The 26,112-nt window shown below is 50.3% G+C and carries 25 protein-coding genes and 2 tRNA genes; 21 read left to right on the forward strand and 6 right to left on the reverse strand.

Annotation, left to right across the window (positions count from 1 at the left end; translation table 11 throughout):
- Positions 1-24: 24 nt before the first annotated feature.
- The 16 genes from folP to mtr all read left to right on the forward strand — a co-directional run bounded on the left by folP (position 25) and on the right by mtr (position 16,711).
- Positions 25-873, forward strand: a complete 849-nt coding sequence (folP, locus tag WBL83_RS17365) for a dihydropteroate synthase (RefSeq protein WP_424590318.1) — start codon at positions 25-27, stop codon at positions 871-873.
- Entirely contained in the window at positions 866-2,203 is a 1,338-nt protein-coding gene (gene glmM / locus WBL83_RS17370) for a phosphoglucosamine mutase (RefSeq protein WP_424590319.1), read from the forward strand. Before folP ends, glmM begins: the two co-directional genes overlap by 8 nt.
- A gap of 232 nt (positions 2,204-2,435) precedes the next feature.
- On the forward strand, positions 2,436-2,765 hold the full coding sequence (secG, locus tag WBL83_RS17375; RefSeq protein ID WP_034459692.1) for a preprotein translocase subunit SecG: 330 nt from the start codon (positions 2,436-2,438) through the stop codon (positions 2,763-2,765).
- 46 nt (positions 2,766-2,811) lie between these two features.
- Positions 2,812-2,898: transfer RNA gene (locus tag WBL83_RS17380), tRNA-Leu, on the forward strand.
- A 60-nt stretch (positions 2,899-2,958) separates the two neighbouring features.
- A tRNA-Met gene (locus WBL83_RS17385) sits at positions 2,959-3,035 on the forward strand.
- A gap of 209 nt (positions 3,036-3,244) precedes the next feature.
- A complete protein-coding gene (gene rimP / locus WBL83_RS17390) occupies positions 3,245-3,697 on the forward strand; it encodes a ribosome maturation factor RimP (protein ID WP_324116792.1) in 453 nt (150 codons plus the stop codon).
- 27 nt (positions 3,698-3,724) lie between these two features.
- Positions 3,725-5,212 (forward strand): transcription termination factor NusA, encoded by a 1,488-nt coding sequence (nusA, locus tag WBL83_RS17395; protein WP_183270784.1) that lies wholly within the window; start codon positions 3,725-3,727, stop codon positions 5,210-5,212.
- A gap of 24 nt (positions 5,213-5,236) precedes the next feature.
- Positions 5,237-7,921 (forward strand): translation initiation factor IF-2, encoded by a 2,685-nt coding sequence (gene infB / locus WBL83_RS17400; RefSeq protein WP_424590320.1) that lies wholly within the window; start codon positions 5,237-5,239, stop codon positions 7,919-7,921.
- A gap of 68 nt (positions 7,922-7,989) precedes the next feature.
- Positions 7,990-8,394, forward strand: coding sequence for a 30S ribosome-binding factor RbfA (rbfA, locus tag WBL83_RS17405; protein ID WP_034459684.1), 405 nt, complete (start codon positions 7,990-7,992; stop codon positions 8,392-8,394).
- Positions 8,394-9,338, forward strand: a complete 945-nt coding sequence (gene truB, locus WBL83_RS17410) for a tRNA pseudouridine(55) synthase TruB (protein WP_424590321.1) — start codon at positions 8,394-8,396, stop codon at positions 9,336-9,338. Before rbfA ends, truB begins: the two co-directional genes overlap by 1 nt.
- Positions 9,339-9,491: 153 nt before the next feature.
- A complete protein-coding gene (gene rpsO, locus WBL83_RS17415; RefSeq protein WP_002434239.1) occupies positions 9,492-9,761 on the forward strand; it encodes a 30S ribosomal protein S15 in 270 nt (89 codons plus the stop codon).
- 245 nt (positions 9,762-10,006) lie between these two features.
- On the forward strand, positions 10,007-12,136 hold the full coding sequence (gene pnp, locus WBL83_RS17420) for a polyribonucleotide nucleotidyltransferase (protein WP_424590322.1): 2,130 nt from the start codon (positions 10,007-10,009) through the stop codon (positions 12,134-12,136).
- Between the two features lie 117 nt (positions 12,137-12,253).
- Entirely contained in the window at positions 12,254-13,138 is an 885-nt protein-coding gene (nlpI, locus tag WBL83_RS17425) for a lipoprotein NlpI (protein ID WP_424590323.1), read from the forward strand.
- A gap of 110 nt (positions 13,139-13,248) precedes the next feature.
- Positions 13,249-13,326 carry a protein YrbN gene (yrbN, locus tag WBL83_RS17430; RefSeq protein ID WP_110510645.1) on the forward strand — a complete coding sequence of 26 codons (78 nt, stop codon included), beginning with the start codon at positions 13,249-13,251 and terminating at the stop codon, positions 13,324-13,326.
- Complete coding sequence (locus tag WBL83_RS17435; RefSeq protein ID WP_424590324.1) at positions 13,319-15,307, forward strand: DEAD/DEAH family ATP-dependent RNA helicase; 1,989 nt, start codon at positions 13,319-13,321, stop codon at positions 15,305-15,307. The genes yrbN and WBL83_RS17435 overlap by 8 nt, the downstream gene beginning before the upstream one ends.
- 159 nt (positions 15,308-15,466) lie before the next feature.
- Positions 15,467-16,711, forward strand: coding sequence for a tryptophan permease (gene mtr, locus WBL83_RS17440; RefSeq protein WP_424590325.1), 1,245 nt, complete (start codon positions 15,467-15,469; stop codon positions 16,709-16,711).
- Positions 16,712-16,743: 32 nt separating this feature from the next.
- Here the strand turns inward: mtr and WBL83_RS17445 are convergent, their stop codons facing one another.
- The 3 genes from WBL83_RS17445 to ubiU form a co-directional block, all read right to left on the reverse strand.
- Positions 16,744-17,745, reverse strand: coding sequence for a luciferase-like monooxygenase (locus WBL83_RS17445; protein WP_424590326.1), 1,002 nt, complete (start codon positions 17,743-17,745; stop codon positions 16,744-16,746).
- Between the two features lie 81 nt (positions 17,746-17,826).
- Positions 17,827-18,711 carry a U32 family peptidase gene (locus WBL83_RS17450; protein WP_424590327.1) on the reverse strand — a complete coding sequence of 295 codons (885 nt, stop codon included), beginning with the start codon at positions 18,709-18,711 and terminating at the stop codon, positions 17,827-17,829.
- Positions 18,712-18,719: 8 nt separating this feature from the next.
- On the reverse strand, positions 18,720-19,715 hold the full coding sequence (gene ubiU / locus WBL83_RS17455; protein WP_424590328.1) for a ubiquinone anaerobic biosynthesis protein UbiU: 996 nt from the start codon (positions 19,713-19,715) through the stop codon (positions 18,720-18,722).
- 258 nt (positions 19,716-19,973) lie between these two features.
- Between ubiU and ubiT the strand changes: the two genes are divergently transcribed.
- Together ubiT and WBL83_RS17465 are read left to right on the forward strand one after the other, a co-directional pair.
- Positions 19,974-20,498, forward strand: coding sequence for a ubiquinone anaerobic biosynthesis accessory factor UbiT (ubiT, locus tag WBL83_RS17460; protein WP_424590329.1), 525 nt, complete (start codon positions 19,974-19,976; stop codon positions 20,496-20,498).
- Complete coding sequence (locus WBL83_RS17465; RefSeq protein WP_424590330.1) at positions 20,492-20,998, forward strand: GNAT family N-acetyltransferase; 507 nt, start codon at positions 20,492-20,494, stop codon at positions 20,996-20,998. Before ubiT ends, WBL83_RS17465 begins: the two co-directional genes overlap by 7 nt.
- Positions 20,999-21,005: 7 nt before the next feature.
- On the opposite strand, the gene WBL83_RS17470 is transcribed toward WBL83_RS17465, so the two are convergent.
- Positions 21,006-21,290: a GIY-YIG nuclease family protein gene (locus WBL83_RS17470; RefSeq protein ID WP_424590331.1), complete on the reverse strand. Its 285-nt coding sequence runs from the start codon at positions 21,288-21,290 to the stop codon at positions 21,006-21,008.
- 53 nt (positions 21,291-21,343) lie between these two features.
- On the opposite strand from WBL83_RS17470, the gene WBL83_RS17475 reads away from it, so the two are divergent.
- The gene (locus tag WBL83_RS17475) at positions 21,344-21,787 is read left to right on the forward strand and encodes a YhbP family protein (RefSeq protein ID WP_424590332.1); all 444 of its coding nucleotides are present in this window, start codon (positions 21,344-21,346) and stop codon (positions 21,785-21,787) included.
- A 15-nt stretch (positions 21,788-21,802) separates the two neighbouring features.
- Entirely contained in the window at positions 21,803-22,444 is a 642-nt protein-coding gene (locus tag WBL83_RS17480; protein WP_424590333.1) for an NAD(P)H-binding protein, read from the forward strand.
- A 106-nt stretch (positions 22,445-22,550) separates the two neighbouring features.
- Here WBL83_RS17480 and nrdG read toward each other — a convergent pair whose 3' ends face one another.
- Complete coding sequence (nrdG, locus tag WBL83_RS17485; RefSeq protein WP_424590334.1) at positions 22,551-23,015, reverse strand: anaerobic ribonucleoside-triphosphate reductase-activating protein; 465 nt, start codon at positions 23,013-23,015, stop codon at positions 22,551-22,553.
- A gap of 107 nt (positions 23,016-23,122) precedes the next feature.
- A complete protein-coding gene (gene nrdD / locus WBL83_RS17490; RefSeq protein ID WP_424590335.1) occupies positions 23,123-25,258 on the reverse strand; it encodes an anaerobic ribonucleoside-triphosphate reductase in 2,136 nt (711 codons plus the stop codon).
- 526 nt (positions 25,259-25,784) lie between these two features.
- Between nrdD and WBL83_RS17495 the strand changes: the two genes are divergently transcribed.
- Positions 25,785-26,112 (forward strand): contractile injection system protein, VgrG/Pvc8 family (locus tag WBL83_RS17495; protein ID WP_424590336.1); only part of this gene is annotated, 328 nt, incomplete at its 3' end.

Below are 26,112 nucleotides of genomic sequence, written 5' to 3' on the forward strand. Positions count from 1 at the left end.
CCTAGTTAATACAAGGGAATCTCGATGAAACTCACAGCCCAGGGCACCACGCTTGATCTTTCACATCCGCATATCATGGGGATTTTGAATGTCACGCCAGACTCATTTTCCGACGGTGGACAGCACAATTCATTAGTGGAAGCCGTTAAACACGCTAATTTAATGATCAACGCAGGCGCGACGATTATTGATATTGGTGGTGAGTCGACGCGCCCTGGTGCAGCTGAAGTGAGCGTCGACGAGGAGTTATCACGGGTTATTCCTGCAGTAGAGGCCATAGCACAACGTTTTGAAGTCTGGATCTCGGTGGATACTTCAAAGCCAGAAGTGATTCGTGAGTCGGCACGTGTTGGCGCACATATTATCAATGATATTCGTTCACTGCAGGAGCCTGGTGCTCTTGAAGCTGCAGCAGAGACCGGTTTGCCGGTTTGCCTGATGCATATGCAGGGTGAACCAAAGAATATGCAGCAGGCACCGCACTATGACGATGTCTTTGCCGATGTTAATCGCTTCTTTATCGACCAAATTGCCCGCTGTGATGCGGCCGGAATCTCAAAAGAAAAATTGTTGCTCGACCCAGGCTTCGGTTTCGGTAAAAATCTGACACATAATTACCAACTATTAGCCCGACTATCCGAACTTCACCACTTTGGTTTACCGTTGTTGGTGGGGATGTCGCGTAAATCAATGGTTGGCCAACTGCTAAACGTCGGGCCTGACCAACGTCTGAGTGGCAGTCTTGCATGTGCGGTCATCGCGGCAATGCAGGGGGCTAATATCATTCGAGTTCACGATGTGAAAGAGTCAGTCGAAGCGATGCGCGTGGTGGAAGCCACACTTTCAGCGAAGGAAAAAAAACGCTATGAGTAACCGTAAATATTTTGGCACCGATGGCATTCGCGGTCGTGTAGGCGATTCCCCAATTACTCCTGACTTCGTGCTTAAATTAGGCTGGGCTGCGGGTAAAGTGTTAGCGCGCCATGGCTCACGTAAAATTATTATCGGCAAAGACACCCGTATTTCAGGCTATATGCTGGAGTCTGCGTTAGAAGCAGGCCTGGCAGCTGCTGGTTTGTCTGCTTCATTCACAGGCCCTATGCCAACACCTGCGGTTGCTTATCTGACTCGTGCATTCCGTGCAGAAGCAGGGATTGTTATCTCGGCATCTCATAACCCTTTCTATGACAACGGGATTAAATTCTTCTCCATCGACGGTACAAAATTGCCAGATGATGTTGAAGAAGCCATTGAAGCGGAAATGGAAAAAGAAATCACGTGTGTGGATTCTGCCGAGTTGGGTAAGGCCAGCCGTATCGTTGATGCTGCGGGTCGTTATATCGAATTTTGTAAAGGCACTTTCCCGAACGAGCTCAGCCTTAATGGCCTAAAAATTGTCGTCGATTGTGCTAACGGTGCAACCTACCACATTGCGCCAAATGTACTGCGCGAATTAGGGGCCACTGTTATTCCGGTTGGTTGCGAACCAAATGGCGTTAACATCAACGAAAAATGCGGTGCAACTGACGTGCGCATGCTTCAGGAACGCGTGCTGGCTGAAAAAGCAGATATTGGTATCGCACTGGACGGTGATGGTGACCGTGTCATCATGGTGGATAATCTGGGCCATAAAGTTGATGGCGACCAAATCCTCTACATCATCGCGCGGGAAGGTTTACGTCAGGGGCAATTGCGCGGTGGTGCGGTAGGCACGCTGATGAGCAATATGGGTCTGGAGCTGGCATTGAAGCAGTTAGGTATCCCGTTTGCGCGAGCAAAAGTGGGCGACCGATATGTGCTGGAAAAACTGCAGGAGAAAGGCTGGAGAATTGGTGCTGAAAACTCAGGCCACGTGATCCTGCTGGACAAAACAACTACCGGTGACGGCATCGTTGCAGGTTTGCAAGTACTTACCGCGATGGTGCGTAACCACATGAGCCTGCACGATTTGTGTAGTGGAATGAAATTATTCCCTCAGATTCTGGTTAACGTGCGCTTTACTGCGGGCAGCGGTGATCCGCTTGAACATGACACAGTGAAGAAAGTTACTGCAGAAGTGGAAGAAGCGCTGGGTAACCGTGGTCGCGTGTTACTGCGTAAATCAGGTACCGAGCCATTAATTCGCGTAATGGTTGAAGGCGAAGACGAAGCACTGGTTATTGAATATGCAAATCGCATTGCTGATGCAGTAAAAGCGGTTTAAAGCATTTGCGTATAAGTTGAGTGAAAAGGCGGCGTTTGTCGCCTTATTTCTAAACAAAAGCTCGTGTGTTGCTGTTTTTTTCCGCAGTCAGCGAAATGTGAATAAATTGCCCTTGCGCCACACTCTGGCTTTGGTTAGTATTCTCACCCGCTTCAGTGGGTAAACTTAAACGTATCCGCTTGACTGGTTTGAAGCTTTGGTATGCGGTAATACCGCAAGGAACAGGTTGATTATGTACGAAGCTCTTTTAGTTGTTTTCCTTATTGTAGCGTTAGGCCTTGTAGGTCTTATCATGCTGCAGCAAGGTAAAGGCGCTGATATGGGAGCCTCCTTCGGAGCAGGCGCTTCCGCTACACTGTTTGGTTCAAGTGGTTCAGGTAATTTCATGACCCGCATGACTGCTGTGTTAGCAACGCTGTTCTTTATCATCAGCCTGGTACTGGGTAACCTCAATACCAACAAAACCGATAAAGGAAGTGTGTGGGATAATTTAACTCAGCCTACAAAAACTGAGTCACAGCCAGCGGCACCTACCAAGCCGAGCAGCGATATCCCGCAGTAAAGTAGTAAGCTTCAGTACGGTGAGAAGTGATTACCGTACACAGAGTGCCGAGGTGGTGGAATTGGTAGACACGCTACCTTGAGGTGGTAGTGCCCGATTGGGCTTACGGGTTCAAGTCCCGTCCTCGGTACCAAAATATCTGCATTTCTTGCATTATATGCAATATCGGCGTAATATTTGCCACGTTTTCGGACGCGGGGTGGAGCAGCCTGGTAGCTCGTCGGGCTCATAACCCGAAGGTCGTCAGTTCAAATCTGGCCCCCGCAACCACTTTCCCTGAGAGTTCTTTTTCAAATATACTGTGAACACCAGTTGGTGCCTCGCGAAGAATTTAGAAAAAAATTCTCCTGGTTGGTGTCCGGGCCGCAATCGCGGTGTACAGGTTCAGTTATATAAAGCCTCGATTTATCGGGGTTTTTTGTTATCTGACTTTAGAATAACTGGGCTATATGCCCTTTTTTTATTTCTTGGGGGTGGGCTTGTCCACATTAGAGCAAAAATTAACAGAGATGATTTCAGCACCGGTCGAGGCGCTGGGCTATGAATTGGTAGGAATCGAATTTGTTCGAGGTCGCCAATCTACGCTGCGCATCTATATTGATAGTGAAGATGGCATCAATGTTGATGATTGTGCTGATGTCAGTCACCAGGTAAGTGCAGTACTGGATGTCGAAGACCCTATCACTGTGGCTTACAACCTGGAAGTTTCCTCACCAGGCCTTGATCGCCCAATGTTCTCAGCAGAGCACTACGTTCGCTTTACTGGCGAAGAAGTGAGCATTGTGTTGCGCATGGCCGTGCAAAACCGTCGTAAATGGCAGGGTATTATTAAAGCCGTAGAAGGTGAGATGATCACGGTCACGGTGGAAGGCAAAGATGAAGTGTTCGCGCTGAGCAACATCCAGAAAGCGAACCTGGTACCCCACTTTTAATAGTTTGGATTGAGGTGAAAACCCAGGATGAACAAAGAAATTTTGGCTGTTGTAGAAGCAGTTTCCAACGAAAAATCATTGCCGCGTGAGAAGATTTTTGAAGCGCTGGAAAGTGCACTTGCAACAGCGACCAAGAAAAAATACGAACAAGAGATTGATGTTCGCGTCAGCATCGATCGTAAAAGTGGTGACTTTGATACTTTCCGCCGCTGGGTTATCGTAGAAGAAGTGACCCAACCAACGCGTGAAATCACCCTTGATGCTGCACAATTCGAAGACCCAGCGCTGAATGTTGGCGAATACGTTGAAGATCAAATCGAATCTGTGACTTTCGACCGAATCACCACCCAGACTGCAAAACAGGTTATCGTACAAAAAGTACGTGAAGCTGAACGTGCGATGGTTGTTGATCAGTTCCGTGAACACGAAGGTGAGATCATCACCGGTGTTGTTAAGAAAGTTAACCGCGAAAATATTTCTTTGGATCTCGGTAGCAACGCTGAAGCGGTTATTTTGCGTGAAGACATGCTTCCACGTGAAAACTTCCGCCCAGGTGACCGTATCCGCGGTGTGCTTTATGCTGTGCGTCCGGAAGCTCGTGGAGCTCAACTGTTTGTTAGCCGTTCCAAGCCTGAAATGCTGATCGAACTGTTCCGCATTGAAGTGCCGGAAATTGGCGAAGAAGTTATTGAAATCAAAGCCGCTGCTCGTGATCCTGGTTCTCGCGCGAAAATCGCCGTGAAAACCAACGATAAGCGTATCGACCCAGTAGGTGCTTGTGTTGGCATGCGCGGTGCGCGTGTTCAGGCAGTTTCTACAGAATTGGGTGGTGAGCGTATTGATATCGTGCTGTGGGACGATAACCCGGCACAATTCGTTATCAACGCTATGGCACCGGCTGACGTGGCTTCCATTGTTGTCGATGAAGACAAACATACAATGGATATCGCGGTAGAGGCAGGCAATCTGGCACAAGCTATCGGTCGTAACGGTCAGAACGTACGTCTGGCAGCACAACTGAGCGGCTGGGAACTCAACGTAATGACTGTTGATGACCTGCAAGCCAAGCATCAGGCTGAAGCACATGCGGCCATTGATACCTTTACCAAATACCTCGAGATCGACGAGGATTTCGCCACTGTATTGGTAGAAGAAGGTTTCTCCACTCTCGAAGAACTGGCATACGTGCCGATGAAAGAGCTGCTGGAAATTGATGGCCTTGATGAAGATACAGTGGAAGCATTACGTGATCGCGCCAAAAACGCCCTCACCACACTGGCATTGGCGCAGGAAGAAAGCCTGGGCGATAACAAACCTCAAGAGGATCTGCTGAACCTCGAAGGTATGGATCGCAATCTGGCCTTTAAACTCGCTTCGCGCGGTGTAAGCTCGCTTGAAGACCTGGCTGAGCAAGGTGTTGACGATCTGTCAGATATTGAAGGTTTAACCAACGAGAAGGCCGGTGAATTGATCATGGCTGCTCGCAATATCTGCTGGTTTGGTGGCGAAGCGTAATAAACTGTAGCAGGAAGGAACAGCATGACAGATGTAACCGTAAAAGCGCTGGCCGCAGAGATTCAGACCTCCGTGGACCGCCTGGTACAGCAATTTGCTGATGCAGGGATCCCTAAGGCTGCTGATGATTCTGTCTCGGCCCAGGAAAAACAAACATTGCTGGCGCACCTGAACCGTGAACATGGTTCTGCGCCAGATAAGTTGACATTACAGCGCAAAACGCGCAGTACTTTAAACATTCCAGGTACCGGTGGGAAAAGTAAATCGGTACAAATCGAAGTCCGCAAGAAGCGCACCTTTGTGAAACGTGATCCGCAAGAGACCGAACGTCTTGCCGCGGAAGAACAGGCGCAGCGTGAAGCGGAAGAGCAAGCCCAACGTGAGGCGCAGGAAGCTGCCAATCGTCAGGCGCAAGAAAAAGCTAAACGTGAAGCTGAAGAGAAAGCTAAGCGTGAAGCCGCTGATAAAGCGAAACGTGAAGCTGCGGAAAAAGACAAAGTGAGCAATCAACAAGACGATATGACGAAAAGCGCACAGGCCGACAAAGCCCGCCGCGAAGCAGAAGCTGCAGAGCTTAAGCGTAAAGCGGAAGAAGAAGCCCGTCGCAAATTAGAAGAAGACGCCCGTCGTGTAGCGGAAGAAGCCCGTAAAATGGCTGAAGCTAACGCAGGTGTGTGGACGGAAGAAGAGAAAGTGGAAGACGATAAATCAGATTACCATGTCACCACCTCTCAGCATGCGCGCCAGGCTGAAGACGAAAACGACCGCGAAGTTGAAGCAGGCCGTACTCGTGCTCGCACTGCGACAACTAAAGCACCGCGCCAGAAGAAAGGCGGAAAACACGGCGAGTCAAAAGCTGACCGTGAAGAAGCTCGTGCTGCGGTTCGTGGTGGTAAAGGCAAGCGTAAACCAAGTTCATTGCAGCAAGGCTTCAACAAGCCTGCTCAGGCAGTTAACCGTGACGTCGTCATCGGCGAAACCGTAACTGTTGCAGAACTGGCAAATAAAATGGCTGTTAAAGGCTCTCAGGTCATTAAAGCGATGATGAAACTGGGTGCAATGGCAACCATAAACCAGGTCATCGACCAGGAAACCGCACAGCTGGTTGCCGAAGAGATGGGCCACAAAGTTATCCTGCGTCGTGAAAACGAGCTGGAAGAAGCGCTGATGAGCGATCGTGATACTGATGCAGTTGCAGAATCACGTGCGCCGGTTGTTACCATCATGGGTCACGTTGACCACGGTAAAACCTCTCTGCTTGACTACATTCGTTCTACTAAAGTTGCGTCCGGCGAAGCGGGTGGTATTACCCAGCATATCGGTGCATACCACGTAGAAACAGACAACGGCATGATCACCTTCCTGGATACCCCAGGCCACGCAGCGTTTACGTCTATGCGTGCTCGTGGTGCTCAGGCAACGGATATCGTTGTTCTGGTTGTTGCTGCTGACGATGGCGTAATGCCACAAACTATTGAAGCAATCCAGCACGCGAAAGCGGCGCAGGTGCCAGTAGTTGTTGCAGTGAACAAAATCGATAAACCAGAAGCTGATCCAGACCGCGTTAAGCAAGAGCTGTCTCAGTACGGCATCATGCCAGAAGAGTGGGGCGGTGAAAGTCAGTTCGTACACGTATCTGCTAAAGCGGGCACGGGTATCGACGAACTGCTGGACGCAATCCTGCTGCAAGCTGAAGTTCTCGAACTGAAAGCAATGCGTGATGGTATGGCAAGTGGTGTGGTTATCGAATCCTTCCTGGATAAAGGTCGTGGTCCGGTAGCAACTGTTCTGGTTCGTGAAGGTTCTCTGAACAAAGGCGACATCGTTCTGTGTGGCTTTGAATATGGCCGTGTTCGTGCAATGCGTGACGAAATGGGTCGTGAAGTTGCTGAAGCGGGTCCGTCTATCCCTGTTGAAATCCTGGGCCTGTCCGGTGTGCCGGCAGCGGGTGATGAAGTAACAGTGGTTCGTGACGAGAAGAAAGCTCGCGAAGTTGCTCTGTATCGTCAGGGTAAATTCCGTGAAGTTAAACTGGCTCGCCAGCAGAAATCTAAACTGGAAAACATGTTCGCCAACATGACCGAAGGCGAAGTGTCCGAAGTGAACATCGTGCTGAAAGCCGACGTTCAGGGTTCTGTTGAAGCGATCAGCGATTCCTTGCTGAAACTGTCTACTGATGAAGTGAAAGTTAAAATCATCGGTTCTGGTGTAGGCGGTATCACTGAGACTGACGCAACACTGGCTGCAGCGTCTAACGCTATCCTGGTTGGCTTTAACGTCCGTGCTGATGCATCTGCACGTCGCGTCATTGAGTCAGAAAGCCTGGATCTGCGTTACTACTCCGTCATCTACCATCTGATCGACGAAGTGAAAGCAGCAATGAGCGGCATGCTGTCTCCGGAACTGAAACAACAGATCCTCGGCCTGGCCGAAGTTCGCGATGTGTTCAAATCACCGAAATTTGGCGCAATCGCAGGTTGTATGGTTACCGAAGGTGTGGTTAAACGTCACAACCCAATCCGTGTACTGCGCGACAACGTGGTTATCTATGAAGGCGAGCTGGAATCCCTGCGCCGCTTCAAAGATGACGCGAACGAAGTTCGTAACGGTATGGAATGTGGTATCGGCGTGAAGAACTACAACGATGTACGTGTTGGTGACGTGATCGAAGTATTCGAAATCATCGAAATCCAGCGTACTATCGCCTGATATCAGCCGAGTACATAGCTAATATCTTTAGGGGGCCGAGCGCCCCCTGATTTTATGGAGAATTTATTATGGCGAAAGAATTTGGTCGCCCACAGCGTGTTTCCCAGGAATTGCAGAAAGAGATCGCAATCATCCTGCAGCGCGAAATTAAAGACCCGCGTTTGGGCATGATGACCACCGTATCCGGTGTCGAAGTGTCACGCGATCTGGCTTATGCCAAAGTGTTTGTAACGTTCCTGAACGATAAAGACGAGCAAGCCGTAAAAGAAGGCATCAAAGTTCTGCAAGATGCATCTGGCTACATTCGTTCTTTGCTGGGCAAAGCAATGCGCCTGCGTATCGTGCCTGAACTGACTTTCTTCTACGACAACTCGTTGGTTGAAGGCATGCGCATGTCGAATCTGGTTTCCAACGTCATCAGAAACGATGATGAGCGTCGTGTAAACGATACGGATGACAGCAAGGAGGATTAATGAGTCGTCCTCGTCGTCGTGGTCGTGATATCCACGGAGTATTGTTGTTAGATAAACCTCAAGGCTTATCTTCTAACGATGCGTTGCAGAAAGTTAAGCGTATTTATAACGCTAACCGTGCCGGTCATACCGGAGCGCTTGACCCGCTTGCAACGGGAATGCTGCCGATTTGTCTCGGTGAAGCGACGAAATTCTCGCGCTACTTGTTGGACTCCGATAAGCGTTACCGTGTAATTGCCCGCCTGGGGCAACGTACTGATACCTCTGATGCTGATGGCACCGTGGTTCAGGAACGTCCGGTCACCTTTACCGATCAAGAACTGGCAATTGCGCTAGAGAGTTTTCGTGGTGAAACTCAGCAAATCCCATCGATGTACTCCGCACTGAAATACCAGGGCAAGCCGCTTTATGAGTATGCGCGCCAGGGTATCGAAGTGCCGCGTGAAGCACGATCTATCATCGTCTACGAACTGTTGTTTATTCGCCATGAAGGCAATGAACTGGAACTGGAAATTCACTGTTCTAAAGGGACATATATTCGAACTATCACCGATGATTTGGGTGAGATGCTCGGATGTGGCGCCCACGTGACTTTCCTGCGTCGTCTGGCAGTGAGCAAGTATCCTGTCGAACGCATGGTGACCCTTGAGCAATTGAATGCATTGCTTGAGCAAGCACAAGAACAAGGTATTGAGCCTTCTGTACTGTTAGATCCCCTGCTGATGCCAATGGATAGCCCTGCTTCGGATTTCCCAATCGTGAATTTGCTACCTGCTGTTGCGGGTTACTTCAAGAATGGGCAACCGGTGCAAGTCTCTGGTAGTCCAGCAGAAGGGCTTGTTCGAGTCACCGAAGGTGATGAAGGCAAATTTATCGGTATGGCTGAAATTGATGATGAAGGACGTGTAGCGCCTCGTCGTCTGGTCGTAGAGTATCCCGTCTGACATTTGTAGTTGCCTTGCGATAACAGGTTGCTACAGGTAAAATGGCGCGGCTTAACATTCACAGCATTGTTTTACAGTGATGTGAATGTGCACTGGAGTTGCTGAATTAGAGATCGGCACTCTCTCTTTTTATCTATAATTTTGGAGTTGAAAATGTCTCTAAGCGTTGAAGCTAAAGCTAAAATCGTTTCTGAGTTTGGTCGTGGTACTAACGACAGCGGTTCTACCGAAGTTCAGGTTGCACTGCTGACTGCACAGATTAACCACCTGCAAGGTCACTTTGCAGAGCACAAAAAAGATCACCACAGCCGTCGTGGTCTGCTGCGTATGGTTTCTCAGCGTCGTAAACTGCTCGACTACCTGAAGCGTAAAGATGTAGCACGTTACACCAGCCTGATCGAGCGTCTGGGTCTGCGTCGCTAAGTCTTGCGAGTTTCAGAAAAAGGGGCCTTTTAAGGCCCCTTTTTTCAACCATATGGCAGCAATTCTATGGAAACTAATGTATTGTTGCAGGGTGTGATCTTTATTGCAGAGGTTCGCGCGGCTAATGAGAGGCTTTATCCGCAGGGGCGGGTCAGGGTTGTCATTAGTCGCGAGGATGCGATTGAGATCGGGTTAAACGTAGTGAGTGCAATCACCTGCTACCAAAGATTATTAAGGATATTATTTTGCTAAATCCGATTGTCCGTAAATTCCAGTACGGTCAACATACGGTCACTATTGAGACCGGTATGATGGCTCGCCAGGCTACCGCTGCAGTAATGGTAAGCATGGATGACACTGCTGTATTCGTGACCGTTGTTGGTCAGAAAAAAGCGAAAGCAGGTCAAGACTTCTTCCCGCTGACTGTTAACTATCAGGAGCGTACTTACGCTGCTGGTCGTATCCCAGGCAGCTTCTTCCGTCGTGAAGGCCGTCCAAGCGAAGGCGAAACACTGATTGCGCGTCTGATTGACCGTCCAGTGCGTCCGCTGTTCCCAGAAGGCTTCGTGAACGAAGTACAGGTTATCGCAACTGTTGTTTCCGTGAACCCACAAGTTCACCCAGACATCGTTGCTATGATCGGTGCTTCTGCAGCTCTGAGCCTGTCTGGTATTCCATTCAATGGCCCAATTGGTTCTGCACGTGTTGGTTATATCAATGACCAGTATGTCCTGAACCCGACTGCTGACGAACTGAAAACCAGTAAACTGGACCTCGTTGTTGCCGGTACCGAAGGTGCTGTGCTGATGGTTGAATCCGAAGCTGAACTGCTGAGCGAAGACCAGATGCTGGGTGCCGTAGTATTCGGTCACGAACAACAACAAGTTGTTATCCAGAACATCAACTCTCTGGTTGCTGAAGCTGGCAAACCACGTTGGGACTGGCAGCCAGAAGCTGCAAACGAAGCGCTGAATGCGCGTGTTGCAGCCCTTGCTGAATCTCGCTTAAGTGACGCTTACCGTATCACTGATAAGCAAGAACGTTATGCACAAGTCGACATCATCAAATCTGACGTTATCGCTGCCCTGTCAGCTGAAGACGAAACCATTGATGCTGGCGAAGTTAGCGACATTCTGCACGCTATCGAGAAAAATGTTGTTCGTAGCCGTATTCTGGCTGGTGAACTGCGTATCGATGGTCGCGAAAAAGACATGATCCGTGGTCTGGATGTGCGTACTGGCGTTCTGCCACGTACTCACGGTTCTGCACTGTTCACCCGTGGTGAAACTCAGGCGCTGGTTACAGCAACTCTGGGTACCGCTCGTGATGCACAGAACCTGGACGAGTTGATGGGCGAACGTACCGACAACTTCCTGTTCCACTACAACTTCCCTCCGTACTCAGTAGGCGAAACCGGCATGGTTGGTTCACCGAAGCGTCGTGAGATTGGTCATGGTCGTCTGGCTAAGCGTGGCGTACTGGCTGTTATGCCAGAAGCTGACCGCTTCCCGTACACCGTGCGTGTAGTGTCTGAAATCACTGAATCTAACGGTTCTTCTTCCATGGCTTCCGTATGTGGTGCTTCTTTGGCACTGATGGATGCAGGCGTGCCAATCAAAGCCGCTGTAGCCGGTATTGCGATGGGTCTGGTTAAAGAAGGCGAAAACTTTGTTGTTCTGTCTGACATTCTGGGTGACGAAGATCACTTGGGTGACATGGACTTTAAAGTTGCTGGTAGCCGTGAAGGTATCTCTGCCCTGCAGATGGATATCAAAATCGAAGGTATCACCCGCGAAATCATGCAGGTGGCTCTGAACCAGGCTAAAGGTGCGCGTCTGCACATCCTTGGCGTTATGGAACAAGCTATCAATGCACCGCGTGGCGACATCTCTGAGTTCGCCCCACGTATTCACACTATCAAAATCAACCCAGACAAGATCAAAGACGTGATCGGTAAGGGTGGTTCTGTAATTCGTGCGCTGACCGAAGAAACCGGTACGACTATTGAAATCGAAGATGACGGTACAGTGAAAATCGCTGCGACCGATGGCGACAAAGCGAAATTCGCCATTCGTCGTATCGAAGAGATCACTGCTGAAATCGAAGTTGGCCGTATCTACAACGGTAAAGTTACTCGTATCGTAGATTTCGGTGCATTCGTTGCGATTGGTGGCGGCAAAGAAGGTCTGGTTCACATTTCTCAAATCGCTGATAAGCGCGTAGAGAAAGTGACTGACTACCTGCAAATGGGTCAAGAAGTTCCAGTTAAAGTACTGGAAGTTGATCGCCAGGGCCGTGTACGTCTGAGCATCAAAGAAGCAACTGAGCAATCTTCAGCAGAAAGCGCAGCACCAGCTGCACCAGAAGCTGAGTAAGCGATACCGATTAAACTCTCCATGGTGACATGGAGAGTTATTTATTACGGGGCAGGGAGTCTCGTTTTAGAGCCGGTGGACAGGACGTCATCCATTAGTTGTCTTCGGGAGTGGGAAATGAAGCCTTTTTTGCGCTGGTGTTTCGTTGCGACAGCTCTCACGCTTGCAGGATGCAGCAACTCTGCCTGGCGTAAAAGCGAAGTCCTGGCGGTACCATTGCAGCCGACTTTGCAGCAAGAAGTCATTCTTGCACGCATGGAACAGATACTTGCCAGCCGGGCTTTAACCGATGATGAACGCGCACAGCTTTTATATGAGCGCGGAGTGTTGTATGATAGCCTCGGCTTGCGGGCTCTGGCGCGAAATGATTTTTCACAAGCGTTGGCGATCCGCCCCGATATGCCTGAAGTATTCAATTACTTAGGCATATATTTAACGCAGGCAGGCAATTTTGATGCTGCCTATGAAGCGTTTGATTCTGTACTTGAGCTTGATCCAACTTACAACTACGCGCATTTAAATCGCGGTATCGCCCTCTACTACGGTGGTCGTTATCGTTTAGCGCAAGATGATCTGCTAGCGTTTTATCAAGACGATCCCAATGATCCTTTCCGTAGTCTGTGGCTCTATCTTGCAGAAAGCAACATAGATGCAAAGCAGGCTAAAGTGGCGTTACAACAGCGCCTCGAGAAATCGGATAAAGAGCAATGGGGATGGAACATTGTCGAGTTCTACCTGGGGAACATTAACGAAGCAACGTTAATGGAACGCCTCAAGGCGGACGCAACGGATAACACCTCGCTCGCTGAGCATCTCAGTGAAACCAACTTCTATTTAGGTAAGTACTACCTAAGTCTGGGGGAAAAGGACAGCGCCACGGCACTGTTCAAGTTAGCGGTCGCTAACAACGTACACAACTACGTTGAGCATCGTTATGCATTGTTGGAATTAGCGCTCTTGGGCCAGGAGCAAGATGACCTGGCAGAATCGGACCAGCAATAGCTGACGAACATCGATCAGCCCATAAACTTTTTAATTAAAGTCATCACCTTAACGGGTGAGGGCGTTTTTGTTCGTTAATCAACCAAATTTGAGCCGGTTCACACTTTTCAATGAAAATTGCAGGTCAATTTCACGATGAGTTATGTAGACTGGCCGCCATCTACGAGGCACGTGTACTACATGACTGATATCATCGAGACTACTACTATCGAAACTACTTTTACCGATCTGGGCCTTAACGGCTCCATCCTTAAAGCTCTGAACGATCTGGGCTACGAAAAACCATCTCCTATCCAGGCAGAGTGTATTCCACAACTGCTGGCTGGCCGCGATGTACTGGGTATGGCCCAGACAGGTAGCGGCAAAACTGCAGCGTTCTCTTTACCACTGCTGCACAACCTTGATCCAGAGCTGAAAGCACCACAAATTCTGGTGCTGGCACCGACCCGCGAACTGGCGGTTCAGGTTGCTGAAGCCATGACGGATTTCTCTAAACATATGCACGGCGTAAACGTGGTTGCCCTTTACGGTGGCCAGCGTTATGACGTGCAGCTGCGCGCCCTGCGTCAGGGACCACAAATTGTTGTTGGTACCCCAGGCCGCCTGCTTGACCACTTAAAACGCGGTACCCTGAATCTGTCCAGCCTGAAAGGTCTGGTACTGGACGAAGCTGATGAAATGCTGCGTATGGGCTTCATCGAAGACGTTGAAACTATCATGGCTCAGATCCCAGAAGGTCATCAGACCGCTCTGTTCTCTGCAACTATGCCTGAAGCGATTCGTCGTATTACTCGTCGTTTCATGAAAGATCCACAGGAAGTTCGCATTCAATCTAGCGTAACGACTCGTCCGGACATCAGCCAGAGCTACTGGACTGTGCACGGTATGCGTAAGAACGAAGCGCTGGTTCGTTTCCTGGAATCTGAAGATTTTGATGCGGCGATTATTTTCGTACGTACCAAAAACGCAACTCTGGAAGTGGCTGAAGCACTCGAACAAAGCGGCTATAACAGCGCAGCTTTGAACGGTGACATGAACCAGGCACTGCGTGAGCAGACTCTGGAGCGTCTGAAAGATGGTCGTCTGGACATCCTGATTGCAACTGACGTTGCGGCCCGTGGCCTTGACGTTGAGCGTATCAGTCTGGTTGTGAACTACGACATCCCTATGGACTCCGAGTCTTATGTTCACCGTATTGGCCGTACCGGTCGTGCGGGTCGTGCTGGCCGTGCACTGCTGTTCGTTGAGAACCGCGAGCGTCGTCTGCTGCGCAACATCGAACGCACCATGAAACTGACTATTCCTGAAGTTGAACTGCCTAACCGCGAACTGCTGAGCGAGCGTCGTCTGGCTAAGTTTGCAGCTAAAGTTCAACAGCAACTGGAAAGCAGCGATCTGGATCTGTACCGTGGCCTGCTGGCAAAAATTCAGCCTAACGCTGAAGAAGAGCTGGATATGGAAACACTGGCAGCAGCACTGCTGAAAATGGCACAGGGCGAACGTCCTCTGATCCTGCCACCAGATGCACCGATGCGTCCACGTCGTGAATTCCGTGAACGTGATGAGCGTTTCGAGCGTTCAGATCGTGCTCCACGTGGCGACCGTGCACCACGCGGTGATCGTCCAGAGCGTGGCGATCGTCCGCAGCGTGATGGCGACCGTCCACAGCGTGATGGCGATGCACCACGTCGTGAACGTCGTGATGTTGGCGATATGGAACTGTATCGCATTGAAGTTGGCCGTGATGATGGTGTTGAAGTTCGTCATATCGTTGGCGCTATCGCTAACGAAGGCGACATCAGCAGCCGTTACATCGGTAACATCAAGCTGTTCGGTACCCACTCTACCATCGAGCTGCCAAAAGGCATGCCAGGTGAGATCCTGCAGCACTTTACCCGTACTCGTATTCTGAACAAACCAATGAATATGCAGTTGATGGGTGATGCGCAACCTCGTACTGACCGTGGCGGCGAACGTCGTGGCGGTGGTGCTGGTCGTGGTTTCGGTGGCGCTGGCGGTGAACGTCGTGAAGGCGGTCGTGGCCCACGTCGTGATGGTCCAGGTGCTGGTGCACCACGTAGCTTCAGCGGCGAACGTCGTGAAGGCGGACGTGGCCCACGTCGTGAAGATGGCTCAGCTCCGGCTCGTCGTCGCACTACTGAAGCATAATTGACAGAAGTTTATGCCTGCTGTTCTTCAGCAGGCAGTGATAAAAATCCTGGTTAATGCAACCGGGATTTTTTTTATCCAAATTGTACTCATGTACTGGTACAATGTTGCGCAGTAAACCTGTCGCTTCGACAGCCGTTCATTGTTTCAGGAATTCGTATGGCAACCTTATCGACCACCCACGCATCGCCTTCTATATTCGGCGGCGTCATGATTATTGGCGGCACAATTATTGGCGCAGGCATGTTTTCCCTGCCAGTGGTGATGTCTGGCGCGTGGTTTTTCTGGTCTTTAGCGGCACTGGTGGTGACCTGGTTTTGCATGCTTCACTCGGGTTTGATGATTCTGGAAGCCAACCTCAATTACCGCGTCGGCTCAAGCTTTGACACCGTGACCAAAGATTTGCTGGGCAAAGGCTGGAATCTGATTAACGGCCTTTCCATCGCATTTGTGCTCTATATCCTGACTTACGCCTATATCTCGGCAAGTGGTTCAGTGATTCATCACACGCTGGGCAAGATGTCAGTGGATTTTCCCGCGCGATTTGCCGGTCTGATTTTTGCCCTTGTCGTGGCTTTCATCGTATGGCTCAGCACCCGTGCAGTGAGTCGCATGACCACCATCGTGCTGGGTGCAAAAATCCTGACTTTCTTTATGACGTTTGGCGGATTGATGTGGCATGTCGAGCCCGCAACGTTGCTGGATAGCAACGCGATTAATCCCAGCTATCTGCCGTACTTATTTATGACGTTGCCGTTTTGCCTCGCCTCGTTTGGCTACCATGGCAACGTGCCGAGTCTGATGAAGTATTACGGCAAAGATCCCCAAACCATCAAGCGCTGCCTGCTTTGGGGGACGTTAATGGCGTTGGGGCTGTACGTCATTTGGTTGATTGGTAGCATGGGGAATATCCCGCGTAGCGACTTTATTGCTATTGCGGATAAAGGTGGAAATATTGATGTGCTGGTCGGGGCGTTGAGTGGTGTGTTAAACAGTCGCACGTTGGATTTGCTGCTGATCGTTTTCTCAAACTTTGCCGTTGCCAGCTCATTCCTCGGCGTGACGTTGGGTTTATTCGACTATCTGGCTGACTTATTCAAGTTCGATGATTCACCGCTTGGGCGCCTGAAAACGGCTCTTGTGACCTTTATTCCGCCAGTGTTGGGTGGCGTTGTCTGGCCTGATGGTTTTATTTATGCGATAGGGTTCGCGGGCCTGGCAGCCACTATTTGGGCGGCAATCGTGCCTGCGCTGCTGGCAAAAGCCTCACGTAAGAAGTTTGGTAGCCCGATTTATCGGGTGTGGGGGGGCAATAAAATGATTGTCCTGATACTTATCTTCGGTGTGACGAACGCCGCGATTCATATCCTTTCGAGCTTCGACTTACTGCCGGTCTATCATTAAATTTTTCGCCCCTCAATCGAGGGGCGAAAACGTTAACCCATCAAACTCTCATACACATCCATCGCTAAATCAAATGAATGCAGTCGAGCCTGGGTATCAAAGATCTGACCGTTAACCATAATTTCATCGGCTTGTGTTTCCCGCAGCAATGAGATCAACCCGTGGCGTACTTTCGCGGTATCGCCAACCAGCGACATGCTCAATGCCTGCTGCACTCCATACTGCTCACCCGCGCTCCAGAAGCTGTCCATGTTTTCAATCGGTGGAGGCAACTGGCCCGTTTCCCCACGACGTAATTTTGTGAAGGCTTGCTGCATCGAGGTAAACAAAAACTCGGCGTCGCGGTTGCTATCGGCGGCAATGATATTAATGCAGACCATCGCATACGGCTTTTCAAGGCGCGCAGACGGTTTGAATTGAGCACGGTAAAGTTGAAGTGCCTGGAACAACATATCGGGTGCAAAGTGAGAAGCAAAGGCAAACGGCAGCCCAAGTTGTGCCGCCAGTTGCGCGCTGTAAAGGCTTGAGCCTAACAGCCAGACTGGGATTTTGGTGTTATAACCCGGAACCGGACGCACGGCGGGATTCGGATCGGTTGCATCAAACCAGGAGACCAGCTCACTGACATCACGAGGTAAGTTATCAATATCGCCGCTCATATGGCGACGCAGTGCCATCATGGTGCGCTGATCGCTCCCCGGTGCACGGCCCAGGCCCAGGTCGATACGCCCGGGATAAAGAGTTTCCAGGGTACCAAACTGTTCGGCAATGACTAAAGGCGAGTGGTTCGGCAGCATCACGCCGCCCGAACCCAGGCGTAGAGTTTCGGTATTTGCTGCCAGATAGCCAATCAGCACCGAGGTGGCTGCGCTGGCAATTCCAGTCATGTTGTGGTGCTCTGCCAGCCAGTAGCGGTGATACCCACGCTTTTCAGCAAGGCGAGCTAAATCCAGAGAACGATGAAATGCATCACGAGGCTGCGAGCCTTGTGGAATCGGGGCTAAATCGAGTAGTGAAAAAGGCGTTTGAGACATAATGGCTCACTCTATTCATTGATGATTCCTTTCAGTATTGCTGAAAAACATCAACAATTAAGTAACAAAGTGAGCCTTTTTTCAGCTCTGAGTGACTAACTCTAAGCCAGCGACGCGACGCCAGTAACCATTACAATCGCTCTTGGCGGCCAGTGACAATGGCGCACTGCCATTTTCATTTTTACGGAATGCTTCCAGAACGCGCAATGTGTCCATGCCCATCGGCGACAAACGCACCATATCGACCAGACCTTTCATCGATGCCAGTTCGTTACCGAGGTTGTAAATATAACCGCTCATGGTCTGAATGCCGTTAAGCACGAACACTTGCTGATTTTCCTGCGACAACATGTTGCGCCCGACAGGATATTTGATGCAGCAGGTTTCGCATTCATCTTTCGGTTTGTCTTCAGAACGAGCGGTAAAGCAGCGTGCGGAATAGGCCAGTGGCAAATGGCCATAGCTGAGGACTTCCACTTCAAACTTATCGCGGATACCCAACTCATCGCACTGAATCAGCATATTTGCCAACCAGTCGCGCGACAGCTCAACCGGCATACACCAGCGAACCATGCCTTGCTTGAGCAGCAATCGCAGAGTCACCGCGTTGTAACAGTTCAGCGCATGCCCTGCGACAAACGGCAGCTTGCGCTCTGCTGCCATGTTAACCGCGCCGAGGTCATTAGCTTCAATCAGGAAATCGCCATTTTCGACGTAGCGTTTCAGTTCGTTCAGTTCAGACGGAGCCTGAACCAGAGCCAAAGTGGAAAGCACTACTTGCTTGCCCTGGCCTGCGAGGTTTTTCGCCATATCCAGCCAGTCGCCGGTTTTGGTCGCACGACGCTTACTACACACTGACTCGCCAAGATAAATAGTTTCAGCACTGCTGTTTGCCGCAGCCTGGTAAAATTTTTCCAGCGTCTCTTTTGGCCAGTAGTAAAGCACCGGCCCTAATGAATATTTCATGGGTTTTCCTACTGCCATTTACGGTGATAGGCACCGAGAGTGGTTTGCGTGCCTTCGGCCATCGCCCCTAATGCTTCCATCCATGCCGGTTGAGCCCGGTAATTATCCGGACTGGCCATGCACTGGTCGATTGCCTGACGCCACACTTTGGCGACCTGGCTGACATACGCCGGGCTACGCTGACGGCCTTCGATTTTCACCGAAGCAATATTGGCGGCTAATAATTCAGGCAGCAGCTCAAGCGTATTCAGACTGGTTGGTTCTTCAAGCGCGTGATATTTCTGCTCATCGACCAGATAGCGCCCTTTGCAAAGCGTCGGGTAACCGGCATTTTCGCCATCCTGATAGCGGTCAATCAGCACATCATTAAGACGTGACTCCAGCCCTTGCGGGGTTTGTTGCCAGCGAACAAAACGTGCAGGCGAGCAAGCGCCGACAGTATTTGGCGATTCTCCAGTCAGATAAGATGAAAGATAACAGCGGCCTTCCGCCATAATGCACAGGCTGCCAAAAGCAAAAACTTCCAGCGGCACTGGCGTTACCCTGGCTAACTGTTTTACCTGATGAATGGATAACACGCGCGGCAGAACGACACGAGCTACGTCGAAATGGCGATGATAAAAGCGAATCGCTTCTTCATTGGTGGCGGAAGCTTGCACCGAGACATGGCGCTCGATATGGGGATAACGTTCAGCTGCGTACTCAAGCATGGCGAGGTCAGCCAAAATGAGGGCATCGGCTCCGAGTTGCGCTGCCATATCCACTGCTCGTTGCCAGCGCACATAGCCGTCAGGGTGCGCGAACGTGTTGATAGCGATATGCAGTTTACGGCGATGTTGATGCACGTAACTCACCGCTTCTTGCAGCTTCTTCTCCGTGAAATTCAGTCCAGCAAAATGGCGGGCGTTGGTATCGTCTTTCAGACCAATGTAAACCGCGTCGGCACCATTATCGATGGCCGCTTTCAACGCCGGTAAGTTTCCGGCTGGGCAAAGCAACTCCATAATTTATCCTGAATCATCGGGTAACCTTAGAGGTGACCCATGCCGCCCAAGGCCTGGACAGCAAAATTGTTAACGAACTGAGATTTTAGTTAACCCGACCACGACAAATTTTGATTTAAGGCAGCTAATGGCGTATTGATGACTTATTGATAAGGTTGATAAGTGCTATCTATAACCCGCGCAATTGTTGATTTGCACCGCTACGGAGAATGGCTGGTGTGGCAAAATGGCGGTTAAATTTCTCAAGGAGTAAAGCTCGTGTTGGATAAAATGCGTTCACGCCTGGTCCATCTTGGCCCGTCACTGTTAAGAACACCGGTTAAACTGACGCCCTTTGCTCTAAAGCGCCAGGTGCTTGAACAGGTACTTGGCTGGCAGTTTCGCCAGGCGATGGAAGAGGGTGAACTCGAGTTTCTTGAGGGACGCTGGTTGAGTATCGAAGTACGCGACCTCGGTCTGAAATGGTTTACTTCGGTACAAGATAATAAACTGGTAGTGCGTGAAGATGCCCCAGCAGATGTCAGCTTCAGTGCAACCGCCAATGATCTATTGATGATCGCCGCACGTAAGCAAGATCCTGATACCTTATTTTTCCAGCGTCGTCTGGTTATTGAAGGTGACACAGAACTTGGGCTGTATGTTAAAAACCTAATGGATGCCATTGAGCTGGATGCGATGCCTAAACCATTACGCATGCTGCTGCTGCAACTGGCTGATTTTGTCGAAGCAGGTATGAAACATCAATCTGCTCCAGTAAGTAACTCGGTAGGTGAGCCATGCTAATTCGTGTAGAAATACCCATTGATGCTCCTGGCATCGATGCCTTACTTCGCCGTTCCTTTAACGGTAATGGTGAAGCGGACTTGGTTAAGGATTTACGAGAAGACGGGCTGTTAACGCTGGGCGTTGTTGCCACCGATGACGAAGGTCAGGTTGTGGGTTATGCCGCCTTTAGCCCGGTTGCGGTAGAAGGTGAAGAGCTTCAGTGGGTTGGCTTAGCGCCACTGGCCGTTGATGAGGCTTATCGTGGTCAGGGGCTGGCAAAACAGCTGGTCTATGAAGGGCTGGATTCACTCAATGAGTTTGGCTACGCGGCAGTTGTTACGTTAGGCGAACCGGCATTGTACGGGCGTTTTGGTTTTGTTCCCGCGGCACAATTCGATTTGCGCTGTGCCTGGCCTGACACCGAAGCTTATTTCCTGATTCATCCGCTGGCTGATGACGCGCTCAATGGCGTTTCCGGCCTGGTTGAGTATCACGAGCATTTCAATAGAGACTTCTGATCTCCCTTTACGTTTGGAGGCCTGCCAGCAGGTCTTCAAACGCTAATGTCCCCTGTACTAATTTCTCTTTTTGCGCTTTAGGTAGCTGTTTGATGCGATATTCCAGCCGTAACGCGCTAGAACGATCGCCAACCAGATGGCTGAATGCCAGCGTGAGTTCGCCTTTTCCGCGCAAGGCTTTCGCCCCTTTCCCTGTTTGATGCTGTGAGAAACGGCGTTCTACATCGGTGGTAATACCGGTATATAAACGGTTATCGAGCGTACGGACTAAATAGAGATACCAGGGAGACATAGGTCAGGCGCATAATTGACGTTTTCCGCAGAATATCACTCTTCAGGTTGCACATGGAAACTCTCAATGCCATCAGTCGTTGGCTGAACAAACAGCATGTACTGACTTACTGCGCAGGTAGTCACGGCGATTTATGGTGTGCCAACGCGTTCTATCTTTTCGATGAACAACGCGTCGCTTTTTATCTCTTGAGCGAAACGCATACCCGTCATGGCGAGTTAATTGGCAAACAAGCTCACGTTGCCGGAACGGTCAACGGGCAGCCGAAAACCGTCGCATTAATTCGTGGTGTGCAGTTTCGTGGCGAAATTAGACTCGTTGAAGAAAGCGAAATCGACAGCATTCGTAGCCGCTACTATAAGCGCTTTCCGGTAGCCAGAATGATGTCTGCACCGGTGTGGGAAATTCGTCTTGAAGAGATAAAAATGACCGACAACACGCTTGGTTTTGGGAAAAAACTACACTGGCTGCGGGATGACACTAAGCTTGGTGAATAAGCGAAAGGAGATCTTATGAGCCGAGTTTTACTTACAGGGGCTACAGGCCTCATTGGCGGGCATCTTTTACGCATGTTGATTGAGGAACCGCGAGTCAGCCACATCGTTACGGCGACACGGCGTCCTTTGCCTGCCATGAACAAAGTCACCAATCTTTACGATCCCCAGTTGAGCGATGTGCTCACACAATTAACCGAACCGCTTGATACCGTTTTCTGCTGCCTCGGCACCACCATGAAAGAAGCAGGCAGCAAAGAGGCGTTCGTATTAGCGGATTACACGCTGGTGGTGGATACCGCGATAACCGGCTTGCGTCTGGGCGCAAAACATATGCTGGTGGTCAGTGCTATCGGTGCAAACAGCAAATCGCCATTCTTCTACAACCGGGTAAAAGGGGAAATGGAAGAAGCGCTTATCGCACAACAGTGGCCGCGGCTGACCATTGCACGTCCATCCATGCTGCTTGGCCACCGCGAATCACAACGCTTTAACGAATCGTTGTTTGCACCTTTATTTAAAATTATGCCGGGAAAATGGAAATCCATTGAGGCGAGGGATGTTGCAAAGGCGATGTTGCGAGAAGCGCTGGCACCCTCTCGCGAAGGTGTGAACATTCTGGATTCACATGACCTCAGATTGCTGGCAAAGGGTGATTAACAGGTTTTGTAGGGTGGATAAGCGATAGCGTCATCCACCATTTGCAACAATGGTGTCGGATGACGCTGCCGCTTATCCGACCTACGAAAAGAGGTGTCATCAATCTTTATCGCAAATGGTGGACGACCTGGTTACTGCTGCCGCGCCAGACAAGCGCCGGATCTTTCAACGCCTGGACGAATTTACCGTCGATGAGCACGTTGATTAAATTCACTACTTCTCGCTGATCTGCCGTTAACTCATCGAGTTTATATCCGGTCCACATCCAGATATCTTTTCCGGGGCACTCTTCCCGTATCCGCTTAACGAGTTTTAACACATCCGCGATATTTTGCGGATGAAGTGGATCACCGCCCGAAAGCGACAATCCCTGGCGGCGAATACGCGTGTCGTTCAGATCGGCAATGATCCGATCTTCCATTTCCCCGGAGAACGGTACACCTGAATTTACCCGCCAGGTGCTTTTGTTGTAGCAGCCAGGGCATTCGTGCACACAGCCGGAAACAAACAGTGTGCAGCGGGTTCCGGGCCCGTTGACGATGTCGACCGGATAATACTGTTGATAATTCATAGCATGTAACCTGATGCCCTCACCGCATACAACAGTGAGAGGCGGGTTTTGAAGTTCTCCCTCTCCCTTGAGGGAGAGGGCGGGGTGAGGGTGAAATGCGGCTAACTTTAGCCAATCTGCCCGTTACCCAGGTGCTTCACGCGGCGCTTCACTTCTTCTTGCTTACCCGCGTTAAACGGGCGCGCATCCGGGCTGCCGAGATAACCGCAAACGCGGCGAGTTACTGATACGCGCGCGGCATCATGGTTACCACATTTCGGGCAGGTGAAGCCTTTGCTAGTACATTCAAACTCACCCGTATAGCCACAGTCGTAGCACTCGTCGATTGGCGTGTTGGTGCCGTAATACGGAACGTGCTGGTAGCTATAATCCCAGACATCTTCCAGCGCTTTCAGGTTGTGCTGAATGTTAGGGTATTCGCCGTAACAGATGAAACCACCGTTTGCCACAGGCGGGTAGGCTGCTTCAAAGTCGATTTTGTCGTATGGGTTAACTTTCTTCTCAACATCTAAGTGGAAGCTGTTGGTGTAATAACCTTTATCGGTCACGCCTGGCACCACACCAAACTCAGCGGTATCAAGACGGCAGAAACGATCGCACAGGTTTTCACTTGGCGTGCTGTACAGGCTAAAGCCATAACCGGTTTCTTCTTTCCAGCTGTCAGTTGCCTGGCGCAGACGTTCTACAATCGCCACGGCTTTCGCGCGCAGCTCTTCGCTGTCGTAGACGTGCTGATTGCCAAACAATGCATTCACGGTTTCGTGGATGCCGATGTAACCAAGGGAAATCGATGCGCGGCCATTTTTGAAAATCTCAGAGACGTCGTCGTCTGCTTTCAGACGCACACCGCAAGCCCCTTCCATGTACAGGATTGGCGCAACGCGAGCTTTCACGCCTTCAAGTCGCGCAATACGCGTCATCAGGGCTTTAAAAGCCAGCTCAAGACGGCTATCGAGAAGCGTCCAGAAAGTGGCTTCATCGCCTTTGGCTTCCAGCGCAATACGCGGCAGGTTGAGACTGATTACGCCGATGTTGTTACGACCATCGTGGATCTGCTCGCCGTTTTCTTCATACACGCCGAGGAAACTACGGCAGCCCATCGGTGTTTTGAACGAACCGGTCACTTTCACGACCTGGTCATAGTTCAGGATGTCTGGGTACATGCGCTTACTGGCGCACTCAAGAGCCAGTTGTTTGATGTCGTAGTTCGCATCACCAGCCTTGTGGTTCAGGCCATCTTTGATAGCAAACACCAGTTTCGGGAACACTGCCGTTTTACGGTTTTTACCCAGACCGGCGATACGATTACGCAGAATCGACGTCTGAATCAGGCGAGATTCCCAGCTGGTTCCGAGACCAAAACCGAAGGTCACAAACGGTGTCTGACCGTTAGCGGTGTGCAGCGTGTTGACTTCATATTCCAGTGACTGGAATGCGTCATAACACTCTTTCTCGGTACGAGAAAGTGCATAACCTTCGGCATCCGGGATCTGCCACTCTTCAGCGGTCTGACGATGTTTTTCGAAACTTGCGGTGACAAACGGTGCCAGCACTTCATCAATACGGTTAATGGTGGTGCCACCGTAAATATGGCTGGCAACCTGAGCGATGATTTGCGCGGTCACGGCGGTGGCGGTAGAGATGGATTTTGGCGGCTCGATTTCAGCATTACCCATCTTAAAGCCGTGCGTTAACATGCCTTTAAGATCGATAAGCATGCAGTTAAACATCGGGAAGAACGGAGAGTAATCCAGATCGTGATAGTGAATATCGCCACGCTCGTGCGCCAGAACCACGTCACGCGGTAATAAGTGCTGTGAGGCGTAGTGTTTAGCGACGATGCCGGCTAACAGGTCACGCTGAGTCGGGATAACCTTGCTGTCTTTATTCGCATTTTCGTTGAGCAAGGCGGAGTTAGTTTGTTCAACCAGACCCCGGATTTCCTGGTTTAAGCGGCCACGCTTTTCGCGTTCAATATCACGATCATGACGATATTCGATGTAAGCGCGCGCCAGTTGTTTGTAGTCACCCGCCATCAGCTGGTTTTCGACCGCCGTCTGGATTTCGCCGATATCAACCTGAGTACGGCCTTCCATTTGTGCACGGACAATATCTGCGACGGTGGCGCAATAGTCTGCGTCATCGACTCCCGCTGCTTTAGCTGCACGAAGAATAGCTTCTTTAATGCGCTCTGAAGTGAAAGGCACTTTGCACCCGTCTCTTTTCATCACATGCGGTGTCATGATCTCTCCATCTAAAAAAGGTTATCCACAAAGGGATGTCATTGTCTGCAAGCCGGGATTTGCTCGCATTGCCATAGGCTTTCTGTTTTTGCCCCTATCGTTATCCACAGATAATCCCCAGAAGTGGCTGTGGTTCTTGTTGCTATAATAGTCGATTAATACAAGATGTAGGGGCGGGGTGCATTTTAAGGTCTATATGTAGTGATTTGCATCAAACAAGTTTGCGATTTTATTGATGCAGGACAAAGTAAATCGGGCGTAGCAGGAAGGATGGGCAACAAGGAGAAATCTTAAAATTTTTAAATTGTGTTGTGTGTACATTTTGCTAAGGAGATTCCTTTTCACTCATCACTTTGTATGATTTCTAATTTCATTTTATGTGACGAAAATCACAGTCATCTTTCAGCGCCATACTTATCGTTCTAACCCTCTATTTTATTGATTTTATTATATTTATCAGACCAATGATTAAATTTTAGTTACAGGCTCTGGTCAATAATTCCACGGACAGGAAAGGACTTCCATCATGGCCTCAGACGGCACCCGCTTTACCTTCACCGCCGGGCATACTCCGGCGGACACCTTTGCGGTGGTGGGTTTTACGCTCATACAGTCTCTCTCTTCCCTGTTCAGCCTGGATATCACCGTCGCCTGCAAGGACCCGGCAATTGGCTTCAAAAATATCCTTGATGAAACAGCCACGCTGGTTATCTGGCAGGGCGAAGAAATTAAACGCCGGGTGCGCGGTATCGTCACCTTCTGCGAGCAGGGCGACAGCGGTAAACATCAGACCCTGTACACCATGTCAGTCCTCCCCGAGTTCTGGCGCAGCTCACAGCGGCAGAACTGCCGCA

It is taken from the genome of Buttiauxella sp. (assembly GCF_049686335.1).
Classification (GTDB): Bacteria; Pseudomonadota; Gammaproteobacteria; order Enterobacterales; family Enterobacteriaceae; genus Buttiauxella.

Bases quoted from the DNA above. Each gene is read 5' to 3' on its own strand.
- truB (WP_424590321.1), top strand. From the start codon at position 8,394: ATGAGTCGTCCTCGTCGTCGTGGTCGTGATATCCACGGAGTATTGTTG.
- WBL83_RS17435 (WP_424590324.1), top strand. From the start codon at position 13,319: ATGACTGATATCATCGAGACTACTACTATCGAAACTACTTTTACCGAT.
- nrdG (WP_424590334.1), bottom strand. From the start codon at position 23,015: ATGAATTATCAACAGTATTATCCGGTCGACATCGTCAACGGGCCCGGA.
- WBL83_RS17445 (WP_424590326.1), bottom strand. From the start codon at position 17,745: ATGTCTCAAACGCCTTTTTCACTACTCGATTTAGCCCCGATTCCACAA.
- mtr (WP_424590325.1), top strand. From the start codon at position 15,467: ATGGCAACCTTATCGACCACCCACGCATCGCCTTCTATATTCGGCGGC.
- WBL83_RS17480 (WP_424590333.1), top strand. From the start codon at position 21,803: ATGAGCCGAGTTTTACTTACAGGGGCTACAGGCCTCATTGGCGGGCAT.
- WBL83_RS17475 (WP_424590332.1), top strand. From the start codon at position 21,344: ATGGAAACTCTCAATGCCATCAGTCGTTGGCTGAACAAACAGCATGTA.
- nusA (WP_183270784.1), top strand. From the start codon at position 3,725: ATGAACAAAGAAATTTTGGCTGTTGTAGAAGCAGTTTCCAACGAAAAA.
- WBL83_RS17470 (WP_424590331.1), bottom strand. From the start codon at position 21,290: ATGTCTCCCTGGTATCTCTATTTAGTCCGTACGCTCGATAACCGTTTA.
- WBL83_RS17465 (WP_424590330.1), top strand. From the start codon at position 20,492: ATGCTAATTCGTGTAGAAATACCCATTGATGCTCCTGGCATCGATGCC.
- infB (WP_424590320.1), top strand. From the start codon at position 5,237: ATGACAGATGTAACCGTAAAAGCGCTGGCCGCAGAGATTCAGACCTCC.
- WBL83_RS17450 (WP_424590327.1), bottom strand. From the start codon at position 18,711: ATGAAATATTCATTAGGGCCGGTGCTTTACTACTGGCCAAAAGAGACG.
- nrdD (WP_424590335.1), bottom strand. From the start codon at position 25,258: ATGACACCGCATGTGATGAAAAGAGACGGGTGCAAAGTGCCTTTCACT.
- secG (WP_034459692.1), top strand. From the start codon at position 2,436: ATGTACGAAGCTCTTTTAGTTGTTTTCCTTATTGTAGCGTTAGGCCTT.
- folP (WP_424590318.1), top strand. From the start codon at position 25: ATGAAACTCACAGCCCAGGGCACCACGCTTGATCTTTCACATCCGCAT.
- rbfA (WP_034459684.1), top strand. From the start codon at position 7,990: ATGGCGAAAGAATTTGGTCGCCCACAGCGTGTTTCCCAGGAATTGCAG.
- nlpI (WP_424590323.1), top strand. From the start codon at position 12,254: ATGAAGCCTTTTTTGCGCTGGTGTTTCGTTGCGACAGCTCTCACGCTT.
- yrbN (WP_110510645.1), top strand. From the start codon at position 13,249: ATGAAAATTGCAGGTCAATTTCACGATGAGTTATGTAGACTGGCCGCC.
- ubiU (WP_424590328.1), bottom strand. From the start codon at position 19,715: ATGGAGTTGCTTTGCCCAGCCGGAAACTTACCGGCGTTGAAAGCGGCC.
- glmM (WP_424590319.1), top strand. From the start codon at position 866: ATGAGTAACCGTAAATATTTTGGCACCGATGGCATTCGCGGTCGTGTA.
- rpsO (WP_002434239.1), top strand. From the start codon at position 9,492: ATGTCTCTAAGCGTTGAAGCTAAAGCTAAAATCGTTTCTGAGTTTGGT.